Raw genomic sequence first — 13,203 nt, forward strand, 5'->3', positions numbered from 1 at the left:
TATCGGCGGGGCCGACGAGCCGTGTAAGCCGTCGCCCCGAACGGGGGGCCGACGGGTGCGTCAGGCGCTGGCGTCCAAGTAGACGGAGCCGGACGGCAGGCGCGTGGCGTCGACGGCGCGGAGCGCGCCGAGGTGGTCGAGGGTGATCCGGCGGGCGTCCTCGACGGCGGAGATGCGGTCGCGCTGTGCGGCGAGCAGCCGGGAGGCCCGACCCACCAGGTCGCGTGGGACCGGTCCCAGCCCGGTCGGCTCGGTCCACGGCTCGTCGGCGTCGTCGGCGTCGCCGTCGAGCGACGCCTCGAGGGCGTCGAGCACCGCTTCCCAGCGGGCGTGCGATCCGTCGCCTGCGGCCGGCGGGCCCGCGTCGATCGGACCCGCGTCGTGGGGCTCCGACTCAGGCGACACCGAGGGCCCCGCCGGCGGTGTGCTGCGGCGCGGCCGGGGCCGCCGGCAGCGAAGCGGCAGCGTCGTGCCAGGCCTGCCGGAGCGGCTCGAGGATCCGGATGCAGTCACGCGTCGCCTGGACGTCGCGGTGCACGTTCGCGGTGATGAGCGAGGTCGACGCGTAGTTGTAGAGCGCGAGCAGTCCCTCGCCGCCGTCCCACACGTCGACCTTCAGCGTGGAGGACAACTCCCCCACGATCGCCTGCGCGTGCATGAGCTGGTCGCGGGCGGTGTCCCAGTCGGACGCCACCTGCGCGGTCTCGGCGCGGTGCAGGTCGAGCAGCAGCCGGTCGTAGAGCATCGTGACGAGCTGGGCCGGGGTGGCCGACAGGACGGCTTCGTTCGTGTACTGGGCGCGACGCTGCTCGGTCATCGAGCGCGGTGCCGCTGCCTGGCGGAAGGCGGCCGCACCGCTGAGGTCGTAGGCGTTCATGTCGGTTCTCCTGCGGCTCAGTTCGCGGACATCGACGCGAGCTGCCCGGCGAGCCAGCTCGACTGGGACTGCAGCTTGCTGAGGCTCGTCTCGAGCGCCGCGTACTGGTTCTGCAGCGTCGCCCGACGCATCGTCAGGCGGTCGGTCCACGATTCGATCTGCGTGGTGAGGTCCTTGACCACGGACTGCTTGCCGGTGATCGCGGTGGTGATGGAGCCGGTGTACTTGTCGCTGGCTGCGGTTGCGGCGTCCGCCACGGTCTTCGCCACACCCGAGAGCATGCTCTGGGTCCCGGCGGGGTCGGCGGCGAGGGCCTTCTGGAAGGCGTCGGCGTCGAACTCGAAGTCGCCGTCCTTCGTGATGACGATGCCGATCGAGGACGGGGACTTCCCGTCGACCGGGGTCGACATCGCGGACGTCAGACGCTGCACCGCGGACCGTGTGGTGCCGTCACCGAGCAGGACGCCGGCGGTGGTGCTGGTCGTCCCGCTCGTGGGGCTGGTGGTGCTCGTGACACCGGTGTTCGACGCGTAGTAGGACGTGACGGCGTTCAACGCGTCGACGAGCCCGGACGCGACAGCCTGCGCCTTGGCGGAGTCCCGCGCCACGGTGACCGTGACCGGGTCGGTCGAGGCCTTCGAGACGGTGACACTGACGCCGGGCAGCAGGTCGGCGAAGGCGTTCGTGGCGCTCGTCACGGTCTGGGCCGCGGCGGTGCCGGCCCACAGCGTGACGGACGCGTCGGACGCCCGCGTCACGACGGCCGCGCCGGTCTCGGCGAGGACGTCCGTCGCGGTGCCCGCCGCGACGTCGGCAGCCGTCCCTCGGTGCAGGGTGAAGCCGTTGGCCGCTCCGGTCGCGGTGCTGGTCACCTGCAGCCGGTAGAGCTTCGTGCCGGCGGCGTCGGTGCCGGCGGCGACCTTCGTCGCGGTGACCCCGGCAGCGGAGGCGTTGATCGCCGACACGGTGTCGTCGAGCGACCCGGTCTTCGGCGTCACCGTCGTGGTCGTGCCGTCGGGCTTCGTGAACGTCAGCGGCGACGCGGTGTCCCCCCAGGACGACATCGCGGCGGTGACGCCCACCTGTGCGGCGGCGGTCTGGCCGACCGTGAACGAGACCGACCCGGGTGCGGCGGTCGCGCTCGTGGAGACGGTGGCGTTCGTGGCGCTCGACGACGCCGTGTAGACGTCGAGGGAGTCCGCCTTCGCGGCGGCCGAGGCCTTCGTCGCGAGGGACTGCACGAGCGAGTTGATCGTCTGCAACGACGAGATGAACGAGTTGGTCGTGGTGACCTTCGCCTTGAGCAGGTTCTGCGGGACCTGCTCGATGCTCATCAGCGAGTTGATGAGGTCCGAGGTCTTCAGACCGGAGACCAGACCGTCGATCGCGAGCGAGGTGCCCGTCGCGGACGTGGTGGACATCGCGGGCTCCCCGGCGGTCGTCGGATCGTGGTGGTGGCGGACCGACCGCGGTCAGTCCGAGGGGGTGGGCGCCACCACCGAGGAGCACCCGAACGGCTCCTCGGTGGTGGCGACCGATGCGACTAGCGGAGCAGCGACAGGACGCCCTGCGTGCTCTGGTTCGCCTGCGCGAGCATCGACGTGCCGGCCTGGCTGAGGATGTTGTCGCGCGTGTACTTCACCATCTCCTGCGCCATGTCGACGTCGGTGATGCGGGACTGCGCCGCGGTGAGGTTCTCCTTGGCCACGTTCGTCACGTTGATGGCGTGGTCGAAGCGGTTCTGGATGGCACCGATGTTCGAGCGAGCCTCGGACACGTTCTTGATCTCGGCGTCGATCGCCGCGATCGAGAGCTGCGCGTTCGCGTTCGTGTCGAACTTGAGCGCTGCATCGTCAGCACCCGCAGCGGACTCGTCGACCGTGAGGCGCGTCGCCATCGACTTGACGTTCGCCTTGGAGAGGTCGACCTCGATCTTGCTCGAGTCGTCACCGTTGGCGCCGACCTGGAAGGTCAGCGTGCCGGTGCCCGTGTCGGCAGCCGTCGTCGACGCCTTGCCGTCGAGCAGCTTGATGCCGTTGAAGTTCGTCGAGTCCGCGATGCGGCCGAGCTCCTTCTGGAGCTGCCCGACCTCGGTCTTGATGGCTTCACGCGACGTCTCGTTGTTCGAGTCGTTGCCGGCCTGGACGGCCAGGTCGCGCATGCGCTGGAGGATCGAGTGGGTCTCGGTGAGGCCACCTTCAGCGGTCTGCACGACGGAGATGCCGTCCTGCGCGTTGCGGGCGGCGACCGTGAGGCCACCGACCTGCGACTTGAGCCCCTCGGAGATCGTCAGGCCCGAAGCGTCGTCGGCGGCGCGGTTGATGCGGAGACCGGTCGAGAGCTTCTCGAGGGACTTCGACAGGTCGTTCTGCGTCGCGTTGAGGTTCCGGTACGTGTTGAGTGCCGAGAGGTTGGTGTTGATGGACATACCCATGGTGTGTTCCTCCGTGAAACTGGGCCGATCGTCAGCCCGTCCGTGGGCTGACAAGTGCTCCTCTCGGCCGGTCGGCCGGAGGCGTTAGACGATCCGTCGGACGATTTCCCGCTCGTCGGACCGCCGGACGGTCAACTCGCCGCGACCCGACCGATCGGTGCGGCGTCCTGCACCGCGCGGGCGACCCCGGCGGCGGCGTTCGTGGCGACACGGGCGAGGTAGGCGCTCCGTCGCGCCGCCGTGGTGCGCGAGGCGGGCTCGGGAGCGGCCCCGTCGTCGCCGTAGTGCGCAGCCAGGCCGTCGCGGAGCAGTCGCATCGCCTCGGACCGCTGCTGCGAGACGGCGGAGTGCGTGATGCCGAGCTCGGTGGCGACGTCGGTGACGGTGCGGTCTCCGAAGTAGACGGCCTCGACGATGAGCCGCATGCGGTCCGGCAGCGCCAGGACGGCGGCGCGGAGGTACCGACGCTTCTCGGCCTCGAGCAGGTCCTCGCCCGGCAGCGGCAGGTCGGCGGCGATCGTGTCGTGCACGGTCTCGTCGATCGGGGTGATCGTCCGCGCCGCGTCGCTGAGCGCGTCCACCGCCGTCTGCCGGTCGACGCCCATCGCGTCGGCGATCTCCTGCGGGGTGACGCTCCGGCCGAGACCCGCGGAGAGGGCCTCCTGTGTGGCGAGCGTCTCGCGGATGCGCTTGCGCGTGCCGCGGCTGGCCCAGTCGCCGGCGCGCAGGTCGTCGGCGATCGCGCCGGTGATCCGGGTCCGGGCGTAGGCGCCGAACGGCACACCGAGGGTCGGGTCGAACGCGTCGGCCGCCTGCACGAGGGCCACGGAGCCGACCTGCGCGAGGTCGTCGCGGCTGAGGTGGGTCGCGCGTGCGCAGGTCTCGGCGACGATGTAGCCGACGAGCGGCAGGTGCTCGACGATCATCGCGTTGCGTGCGTTCCGGTCCATGGTGTTCCCCTGGTCGTCCTGGTTCGGCTGACCCGTCCGTGGGCATGACGAGCACCGGCGTCGGGACCGCCGGAGTACGTCGAAGAACCGCGGGGATCCGTCCTCGCGGTGCACCCGCGCCCTGGGCGCGACCTGGAGGTTGTCCCCCGGTGCTGCTTCCGAACCTATCGGCTGCGCAGAGGCTGAACGAGGGTCTGTCCGTACCCAGTGCGGGGGTGAGGGGCTTGGACCGCGGTCCGCCGTTCTGCGGACCCGGAGCGGCGGTGTCCCCCGATCGGAGGACCGGGGCCGCCGTGCTTACGCCGGGGTCTCCCGGGTCGATAACCCCTGGAGACCGCAACGGGCGGTCGACCGATCCCGGAGGGGGCTGATGAGCGTGAACGACCTGTCCGCCGTCCTGTGGCGTGAACGCGAGCTGCTCGAGTTGCTCACGTTCAAGCTCGAGGAGGAGCAGCTCATCCTCGCCGCCGGGCGTTCCCGCTGGGTGTCGCACGCCAGCCGCGAGGTCGAGCAGGTCCTCGACCGCCTCCGCACGACCGGTCTCGAGCGCAGCGCCCAGAGCGCCGCCGTCGCCGAGGAGTGGGGCGTCTCCTCGGACGCACCGTTGCGCGAGGTCGTCGCCGCCGCACCGTCCGGACCCTGGAGCGAGATCCTCGCCTCCCACCTCGCCGCCATGCTCGAGCTGACCACCCGGATCGGCGCACTGCGCGACGAGAACGACCGCTTCCTCCGCATCGCCGCGCAGGCCACGCAGGAGACGCTCGCGGGGACCGTCGCCGACGCGGACACGTACGACGCGACCGGGTCCTCCGGCGCGAACCCGGACGGCGCCCGCCTGTTCGACGGGAACCTGTGACCATGGTGAGCACCTTCGGATCGCTGCAGACCGCTTACTCGGGACTCGCGGCAGCCCGCGCCGGACTCGACGTCACCGGGCAGAACATCGCGAACGCGGGGACGACCGGTTACACCCGACAGCGCATCGTGCAGAGCGAGGTCGGCGCACCGGCACAGACGGGCTTCCTCCGCGGCACCGCTGCCCTCGCGGGACAGGGTGTCTCGGTCGACGCCATCGCCCGGCTCGCGACCGCGACCCTCGACACCCGCGTGCGGTTCTCCGCCGGTGCCGCGGCGTACGCCGACACCCGGGCGACCGCCCTCGACCAGCTCGAGACCGGTCTGCACGAGCCGGGCGCCGACGGGCTCGCGGCGAAGCTCGACGGCCTCTGGTCCGCCTGGAGCGACCTCGCGACCCACATCGACGACCCGGGCGCCGCCAGCGCGCTGCTCGGCGCCGCGAAGACCGTCGCCACCTCGCTGTCCGCCGGCTCGGCGAGCGTCGACGCGCAGTGGTCCGCGACCCGGTCGACCGTCGCCACGCAGGTCACCCAGCTCAACGACGCAGCGGCACAGGTCGCCGACCTCAACGGCCAGATCCGGTCGACGGTGGCTTCGGGCGGCAACGCGAACGAACTGCTCGACCGACGCGACCAGCTCACCGAGTCGATCGCGACGCTGACCGGCGCCGCCGTCCGGGACAACGGTGACGGGACGGTCGACGTCGTCCTCGGCGGGAACGCGCTGGTACAGGGCACCTCGGCGCGTTCCGTCGCCCTCGCCGGTGGCGGCACCCTCGCGGACGTGCGCGCTGGATCGGGTGGACCGTCCCTGACCTGGCTCGGCGGTTCCGGCGGTCCGGTGGCGCTCGACGGCGGGTCGCTCGCTGGCGGCTTGTCGCTGCTCGCGCCGGCGAACGGTTCGCGGACCGGTGGCGCCCTCGCCGAGGCCGCCGCCGCGTACGACGCCGTCGCCACCGACCTCGCGACGTCGGTGAACGCCCTGCACACCACGGGCACGACCCCCACGGGCGCGACCGGCGCCCCGTTCTTCGCCCTCGCCGCCGGTGTCCCCGCGGCCCAGGGACTGTCCGTCGTCCCGACGGATGCGAGTGGGCTGGCCACCCGGAGCGCCACCGGCCAGTTCGACGCTTCTGTGCTGACGGCCATCGCGGCCGTCGGCACCCGTGCCGGCGGCCCCGACACCACCTGGGCGACCTTCGTGACGGGCGTGGGCAGCGCCTCCCGGACGGCCACGTCGGAGGCGACGCTCACCGGGCTCGCCCTGACCAACGCGCGCACGCAACAGCAGTCGAGCGCCGGCGTGGACATGGACGAGGAGAACGTCTCCCTGCTGGCGTACCAGCACGCCTACCAGGGCGCGGCGCGCGTCCTCACCGCCGTCGACGAGATGCTCGACACCATCATCAACCGCCTCGGCCTCGTCGGGAGGAGCTGACCGTGATCACCCGTGTGACCACCCAGATGACCATGGCCGCCGCGCAGTCGCGGCTGCAGGCCGGAGCCGCGAAGGTCGCCGAGCTGACCGACCAGGCGACGACGCTCAAGGCGATCCGCAAGCCGTCCGACGACCCCGCCGGCACCGCGACCGCGATGCAGGTGCGCAAGGAGCAGGCGCAGGCCGCCCAGCACGCCCGGAACGCGGACGACGCCGTCGGCTGGCTCGCCACGACGGACAGCACCCTCGCCGACGTGTCGAACGTGCTCGGCAAGGTCCGGGACCTCACCGTGCAGGCCGCCAACGACGCAACGCTGAACCCGGCGGCGCGCGACGCGTTCGTCAAGGAGCTGCAGGGGCTCAAGGCCGACCTGCTCAGCTCGGCGAACACGAAGTACGGCACCCGCTCGGTCTTCGCCGGGTCCTCCCCCGCCGCGGCCGCGTACGCGCCGGACACCACCTGGGCCGGCTCGTCGGCCACGAGCGTCACCCGCACGGTCGGCACCGGCGACGAGGTCCGCGTCGACACCGACGGCAGCGCCGTCTTCGGGACCGGCGACGGCTCGGTCTTCGCGCTCCTCGACGACATCGTCGCCGACCTGCAGGCAGGGACGAACGTGAACCCGAGACTCAACGAGATCGATGCAGCGCAGACCGCCGTCCGCGGAGCACAGGCGGACGTCGGCGTCCGGCACGCAGCGGCGCTCTCCGCGCAGGACGCCCTGAAGACGCTGTCCACCACGCTCGAGGGACGTCGCTCCGGCGTCGAGGACAAGGCCCTCGCGCAGGCCGTCCTCGACCTGCAGGTCCAGAGCACCAACTACCAGGCAGCCCTCGCCGTCACCGCGAAGGTCCTGCAGCCGACCCTGATGGACTACCTCCGATGAACATCGACCTCACCTTCCCCGTCGCCCCGTTCGGCCTCGAGCCGCTGCGGTCCTTCGCGCTCGTCCCCGTCGACGGCGCCGACGGCCTGTTCACGCTGGTGGGCACCGGCACGACGGACTCCGGTGTCACCGACCCCCGCCTGTACCTGCTCGACGCCGCCGTGCACCTGCCCGACTACGCACCCGTGCTCGCGGACGACCAGGCCGAGCGCATCGGCCTCGAGCGCGCGGAAGAGGCCATGCTCCTCGTCGTCGCCAACCCGGACGCCGCCGGCACCACGGTCAACCTGCTCGCCCCGGTCGTCGTCAACGCCCGCACCGGCGTCGGCGCGCAGTTCATCCTCGAGGACCAGGACCTGCCGATCCGGGCGGAACTCGCGCACAGCTGACCCTCCGGAGAACGGCCGGTCACGGCCGCTCCGAGCACGCCGCGCGTAGCGTCGTCGGCATGTCCCGCACCTCCAAGGGCCACGACGCGATCGTGCCGATGCCCCCCGCACCCGTCCAGAGTGCTCCGTCCGCCGACGGTCAGCGCGTGCAGCCCGACGACACCTCGGGCTGGGCCTCCTGGCTGGACCGGGCGATCTCGGTGCAGCGGCCCGTCGTCGTCGCCCACGTCAACCGTGTCCGTCGTCGCCATCCCGACGCCACCCCCGCCCAGGTCATCGAGATCCTCGAGCGCCAGTACCTGGCCGCCGTGACCTCCGGTGGCGCGGCCGTCGGTGCGAGCGCCGTCATCCCCGGCGTCGGCATGATCGCGAGCCTCGGCCTGAGCGGCGCCGAGACCGTCGGGTTCCTCGAGGCCAGCGCGCTCTTCGCGCAGTCCGTCACCGAGGTCCACGGCATCACCGTCGAGGACCCGGAGCGAGCCCGTGCCCTCGTCATGGCGATGATGCTCGGTGCCCCCGGCACGCAGCTCGTCCAACAGCTCGCCGGCCAGGCCCGCGGCGGACAGGGTCGCTCGGCGTTCTGGGGTGAACTCGTCACCTCGTCGTTGCCGAAGCAGGCGGTCAGCGGCATCGGCGGCAAGCTCCGCAACACGTTCGTCAAGCGCTTCCTCACCCGCCAGGGCACGTCCGTCCTCGGCCGGGCCATCCCGTTCGGGATCGGGGCCGTCGTGGGTGGCCTCGGCAACCACGCGCTCGGTCGCAAGGTGGTCCAGTCGTCGCGCAGCGCCTTCGGCCCGCCGCCCGCCCACTTCTCGGTCGTGGTCGACGCCACGCCGGTCGGCACCGCGGAGTCCGCGAAGCCATTGAGCGAGAAGCCGCTGAGCGAGAAGCCATCGAGCAAGCGGCAGCAGCGCAGGCTCGACCGCTGACGCGGACGACGGACGGGAGGCTCTCCACCGGGTGATGGCGGGCCTCCCGTCCGTCGTGGGGTCGCCTCGGGCGACCGCGGTCAGCGGCGGCGGACCGGCGTGGTGACCACCTGGCCGGCGTGCGCGAAGCCCCCGCCGAACCCGAACAGCAGCGCCGGGACCCCCTCGGGCAGCTCGCCGCGGTGCCACGCCTTCGACAGGCCGAGCGGGACGCTCGCCGCGGAGGTGTTGCCGGACTCGACGACGTCGCGCACGACGTACTTGCCCTCGCCGCCGAGCGCCGTGACGAGCGGCTCGATGATGCGCAGGTTGGCCTGGTGGAAGGCGAAGACCCCGATGTCGTCGAGGGTCAGGCCGGCCCGCTCGACGACCGCGCGGGCGTGCCCCTCGGCCTCGGTGATCGCCCACCGGTAGATCGAGCGGCCCTCCTGCTGGAAGACCTCGGGGTCGTGCGTGACGCGCACGGCGTCCTGCAGGTGCGGCACGCTCCCCCACGACACCGGGCCGATCTGCGGCTCGTCGGAGACCTGCACGACCGCGGCGCCGGCGCCGTCGCCGACGAGCACGCAGGTCGAGCGGTCGGTCCAGTCGGCGATGCGGGACAGCGTCTCGGAGCCGATGACGAGCGCGGTGTCGGCGGAACCGGTGCGGATCGCCTGGTCGGCGATCGCCATGGCGTACTCGAACCCGCTGCACGCGGTGTTGATGTCGACGGGTGCCGGGCCGTTCGACATGCCGAGCGCTGCCGCCACGCGTCCGGCCGTGTAGGGCGAGCGGTCCCGGTGGGTGGTCGACGCGACCACGACCAGGTCGACCTCGGTCGGCGCGACGCCCGCGTCCGCCAGGGCGTTGCGCGCCGCCTCGGTCGCCATCGACGTCACGCTGTCGTCCGGGCCGGCGATGCGCCGGGTCCTGATCCCGGTGCGTGTCGTGATCCACTCGTCGTTCGTGTCGACCATCGTCGACAGTTCGTCGTTCGTCAGGACCCGGTCGGGCTGGTGGTGGCCGAACCCGGTGATCCGGCTGCCTCGGAGTGCTGGGATGTTCACACCCCGAACGCTACGCCTGTCGTCCAACGCCGCATGCCGGGCACGGCATGGAGTGGGCGGAGGTCAGTCGCGCGCCTTCGCCGTCGCTCGGCGGTTCGCCTTCTTGATCGCCTCGACGAGCTCGTCCTTCGTCATCCTCGAGCGGCCCCTCACCTCGAGGCGCTTCGCGACGTCGAGCAGGTGCGCCTTCGAGGCGTTCGCGTCGACGCCCTCCTGCGTCGTGCCGGAATCGCGTGTGCCGGCGGCACCGGAATCCGACGGGCCGGCGGAGCCCTTCTCCTCCCAGTGGTCGCCGACCTTCTCGTACTCGTGCTTCACGGCGGCCCACGCGGTCCGGCCGGCGCGCTGCCCCTCGCCGTACTCGGCCTCGGCGGACCGCAGGGTGGCGCGGTAGACGTCCTGCGCGTGCTCCGGGGACCGCTGCAGCGTGCTCGGGATGTCGTCGTCGGGCATGGTCGTTCCTCCGTCGCGTGGTCGTCGAGGCCTCCACGGGTACTCCCGGGTCCTGACAGCGCGTCGAGCCGGGGGCGTAGACCTGGTGCATGGACTACACACACCTCGGACGGACCGGCCTGTCGGTGTCACGGGCAGTGCTCGGCACGATGAACTTCGGACCGGAGACCAGCGAGGACGACTCGCACGCGATCATGGACCGGGCGCACGAGCTCGGCGTCAACTTCTTCGACACCGCCAACGCGTACGGCGGCTCGGTGGGCAAGGGCGCCACCGAAGAGATCATCGGCCGGTGGTTCGCGAAGGGCGGCGGACGACGCGACAAGACGGTGCTCGCCACGAAGGTGTACGGCGAGATGACCGATTGGCCGAACGGCGGCAAGCTGAGCGCGCTGAACATCCGCCGGTCGATCGACGCGTCGCTCCAGCGGCTGCAGACCGACCACATCGACCTCTACCAGATGCACCACATCGACCGGGACACCCCGTGGGACGAGATCTGGCAGGCGATGGAGATCGCAGTCGGCCAGGGGAAGGTCCTGTACGTCGGCTCGTCGAACTTCGCCGGGTGGCACATCGCCCAGGCGCAGGAAGCGGCGCAGCACCGGAACTTCCTCGGCCTCGTCAGCGAGCAGTCGATCTACAACCTCGTCGTCCGGGACGTCGAGCGTGAGGTCCTGCCGGCCGCGCAGCACTACGGCCTCGGCGTCATCCCCTGGTCGCCGCTGCAGGGCGGCCTGCTCGGCGGTGCCATCGAGAAGACCGAGAACGGCTCGCGCCGCCTCTCCGGCCGCAGCGCCGAGTACGTCGACGCGCACCGCGACCAGCTGACCGCGTACGAGTCGTTCGCGAAGGAGCTCGGGCACACACCGGGTGAGGTCGCGCTGGCCTGGCTCCTGCACCAGCCCGGCGTCACCGCGCCGATCACCGGCCCGCGCACGATGGAGCAGTGGGAGTCCGCGGTCCGCGCCGTCGACGTCCGCCTCGACCAGGCCGCGCTCGACCGCCTCGACGAACTGTTCCCCGGGCACCGGACCTCCCCGGAGGACTACGCCTGGTAGCCCCGCACCGGTCCAGGGTCCGACGACTACCGATGGACCCTCGGACCACCGACGAGAGGACACCCACGATGACCACTTCCATGCCGAACGACCACGGCGGCGAGGGCGGCAACACCGAACTCGGCGAAGCCCTGCAGCACGAAGCCGCCACCACGGGTGACTCCGGCTCGGCCGAGGAGCAACCGCGTGCCGACGACGACCGGTCCGGGCTCGACCTGGAGGACCGTGGCGACCAGGAGCAGTCCGCGCTCGCCGCGCTCGGGAACGACGCTCGCGGGGGCGACGCCCTCGTCGGCGGTGGCGACGACCTCGGGGACACGTCCGCCGGGACGCAGACCGACGACCAGGCTGCCCCCGCCGGCTCCCGCGAGGACGGCGCCGACACGCACTGACCACCGGCCGCACGACGACGGCCCCCGCTCGGAGTGAGCGGGGGCCGTCGTCGTGCGGCAGGAGCGGTCAGCGCACGCCGACCGGGCTGCTGTCCTCCTGGTCGTAGAGGACGTAGCCCTCTTCGCCGTGGACCGCGGTGTCGATGCCAGCGACCTCGTCCTCGGTCTTCACCCGGAAGCCCATCGTCTTCTCGATGATGAAGCCGATCACGAAGGCCAGGACGAACGAGTAGAGGCCGACGACGAGGGCCGCGGCGGCCTGCTTGCCGAGCTGCTCGAACGAGCCCGAGTAGATGAGCCCGGTGTCGTTGGCGAAGAAGCCGAGGAACAGCGTCCCGAAGATGCCGCCGACCAGGTGCACGCCGACGACGTCGAGCGAGTCGTCGAAGCCGAGACGGTACTTCCAGTCGATGGCGAAGCAGCAGACGACGCCGGCGAGGAAGCCGAGGACGATGCCCCAGCCCGGGGTGAGCGCGGCGCAGGCCGGGGTGATCGCGACGAGGCCGGACACGGCGCCCGAGGCGGCACCGACGGAGGTGGCCTTGCCGTCCTTGAGCTTCTCGATGAGCAGCCACCCGAGGATCGCGGCGGCGGGGGCGGCGAGCGTGTTCACCCAGGCGATGGCGGCGATGCCGTCCGCAGCCCCCTCGGAGCCGGCGTTGAAGCCGAACCAGCCGAACCAGAGGATCGCGGCACCGAGGAGGACGAAGGGCGGGTTGTGCGGCTTGTGCGCGCCCTTCGCGAAGCCGACCCGCTTGCCGAGCACGAGCGCCAGGGCGAGGCCCGCGGCGCCGGCGTTGATGTGCACCGCGGTGCCACCGGCGAAGTCGATGACGCCCCACGTGGCGGCCCAGCCCGAGGTGAGGTTGAACACCCACGAGGCGACCGGGAAGTAGACGACCGTGACCCAGATGCCGGCGAAGACCATCCACGCGCCGAACTTCGCACGGTCGGCGATGGCACCGGAGATGAGGGCGACCGTGATGATCGCGAACGTGGCCTGGAAGCCGACGAAGGCCATCGAGGGGTAGGCCGCCTGGATGTCCGACGACTGCGCCTCCTCGAACGCCTGGCCGAGGCCGAGCAGGTTCCAGTCGATGCTGAAGAAGCCGACGATGCCCGTCACGGCCGTGTTGTCCCCGTGGTTGGCGAAGGCGATCGCGTAGCCGTAGAGCACCCAGAGGACGCTCACCAGCGCGATGGCCCCGAAGGACATCATCATCATGCTGATGACGGACTTCGCCTTCACCAGACCGCCGTAGAAGAAGGCCAGGCCGGGTGTCATGAACAACACCAGCGCCGCCATGACCAACACGAACGTCGTGTTGCCCTGATCAAGCATGTGTGCACCTCTCGTCGCTGTGCGGCTCTCCGTCCGCCTCGGGTGCGACCGAGTCTGGCGACGACGTGTTTCACCGGGACGCGTGCTCTGTTTCGCGGAGGTAACGTCACGGCGCCTTCTGTGAACGCTGTGTTTCGCGGCCCCG

The 13,203-nt window shown here is 71.5% G+C and carries 15 protein-coding genes; 7 read left to right on the forward strand and 8 right to left on the reverse strand.

Going from position 1 to position 13,203, the window contains the following annotated elements; translation table 11 throughout:
• Positions 1-60: 60 nt before the first annotated feature.
• The 5 genes from DEI91_RS09015 to DEI91_RS09035 form a co-directional block, all read right to left on the reverse strand.
• Positions 61-405 (reverse strand): hypothetical protein, encoded by a 345-nt coding sequence (locus tag DEI91_RS09015; protein WP_146244246.1) that lies wholly within the window; start codon positions 403-405, stop codon positions 61-63.
• Complete coding sequence (gene fliS / locus DEI91_RS09020) at positions 395-877, reverse strand: flagellar export chaperone FliS (RefSeq protein ID WP_111051978.1); 483 nt, start codon at positions 875-877, stop codon at positions 395-397. The genes DEI91_RS09015 and fliS overlap by 11 nt, the downstream gene beginning before the upstream one ends.
• Before the next feature lie 17 nt (positions 878-894).
• Positions 895-2,298: a flagellar filament capping protein FliD gene (gene fliD, locus DEI91_RS09025; protein WP_111051979.1), complete on the reverse strand. Its 1,404-nt coding sequence runs from the start codon at positions 2,296-2,298 to the stop codon at positions 895-897.
• Positions 2,299-2,420: 122 nt separating this feature from the next.
• Complete coding sequence (locus DEI91_RS09030; RefSeq protein WP_111051980.1) at positions 2,421-3,311, reverse strand: flagellin; 891 nt, start codon at positions 3,309-3,311, stop codon at positions 2,421-2,423.
• Positions 3,312-3,442: 131 nt separating this feature from the next.
• Positions 3,443-4,261: a sigma-70 family RNA polymerase sigma factor gene (locus DEI91_RS09035; protein ID WP_111051981.1), complete on the reverse strand. Its 819-nt coding sequence runs from the start codon at positions 4,259-4,261 to the stop codon at positions 3,443-3,445.
• A 370-nt stretch (positions 4,262-4,631) separates the two neighbouring features.
• On the opposite strand from DEI91_RS09035, the gene DEI91_RS09040 reads away from it, so the two are divergent.
• From DEI91_RS09040 to DEI91_RS09060, 5 genes are read left to right on the forward strand one after another with little or no spacing between them, the layout of a single operon-like run.
• On the forward strand, positions 4,632-5,117 hold the full coding sequence (locus DEI91_RS09040) for a flagellar protein FlgN (protein ID WP_111051982.1): 486 nt from the start codon (positions 4,632-4,634) through the stop codon (positions 5,115-5,117).
• A gap of 2 nt (positions 5,118-5,119) precedes the next feature.
• Positions 5,120-6,556 (forward strand): flagellar hook-associated protein FlgK, encoded by a 1,437-nt coding sequence (gene flgK / locus DEI91_RS09045; RefSeq protein WP_181439542.1) that lies wholly within the window; start codon positions 5,120-5,122, stop codon positions 6,554-6,556.
• Between the two features lie 2 nt (positions 6,557-6,558).
• The gene (gene flgL / locus DEI91_RS09050) at positions 6,559-7,443 is read left to right on the forward strand and encodes a flagellar hook-associated protein FlgL (protein WP_111051983.1); all 885 of its coding nucleotides are present in this window, start codon (positions 6,559-6,561) and stop codon (positions 7,441-7,443) included.
• Positions 7,440-7,832: a flagellar assembly protein FliW gene (gene fliW / locus DEI91_RS09055; protein WP_111051984.1), complete on the forward strand. Its 393-nt coding sequence runs from the start codon at positions 7,440-7,442 to the stop codon at positions 7,830-7,832. The genes flgL and fliW overlap by 4 nt, the downstream gene beginning before the upstream one ends.
• 59 nt (positions 7,833-7,891) lie before the next feature.
• On the forward strand, positions 7,892-8,761 hold the full coding sequence (locus DEI91_RS09060; protein WP_181439543.1) for a hypothetical protein: 870 nt from the start codon (positions 7,892-7,894) through the stop codon (positions 8,759-8,761).
• Between the two features lie 80 nt (positions 8,762-8,841).
• Here the strand turns inward: DEI91_RS09060 and DEI91_RS09065 are convergent, their stop codons facing one another.
• A complete protein-coding gene (locus DEI91_RS09065; protein ID WP_111051985.1) occupies positions 8,842-9,810 on the reverse strand; it encodes a beta-ketoacyl-ACP synthase 3 in 969 nt (322 codons plus the stop codon).
• Positions 9,811-9,873: 63 nt separating this feature from the next.
• Positions 9,874-10,263, reverse strand: a complete 390-nt coding sequence (locus tag DEI91_RS09070; RefSeq protein ID WP_111051986.1) for a ChaB family protein — start codon at positions 10,261-10,263, stop codon at positions 9,874-9,876.
• Positions 10,264-10,352: 89 nt separating this feature from the next.
• On the opposite strand from DEI91_RS09070, the gene DEI91_RS09075 reads away from it, so the two are divergent.
• A complete protein-coding gene (locus DEI91_RS09075) occupies positions 10,353-11,324 on the forward strand; it encodes an aldo/keto reductase (RefSeq protein WP_111051987.1) in 972 nt (323 codons plus the stop codon).
• Between the two features lie 68 nt (positions 11,325-11,392).
• Complete coding sequence (locus tag DEI91_RS09080) at positions 11,393-11,716, forward strand: hypothetical protein (RefSeq protein ID WP_146244247.1); 324 nt, start codon at positions 11,393-11,395, stop codon at positions 11,714-11,716.
• 67 nt (positions 11,717-11,783) lie between these two features.
• Here DEI91_RS09080 and DEI91_RS09085 read toward each other — a convergent pair whose 3' ends face one another.
• The gene (locus DEI91_RS09085; protein ID WP_111051989.1) at positions 11,784-13,058 is read right to left on the reverse strand and encodes an ammonium transporter; all 1,275 of its coding nucleotides are present in this window, start codon (positions 13,056-13,058) and stop codon (positions 11,784-11,786) included.
• Positions 13,059-13,203 lie beyond the last annotated feature (145 nt).

The sequence above is a fragment of the Curtobacterium sp. MCBD17_032 genome (assembly GCF_003234855.1).
GTDB lineage: Bacteria > Actinomycetota > Actinomycetes > Actinomycetales > Microbacteriaceae > Curtobacterium.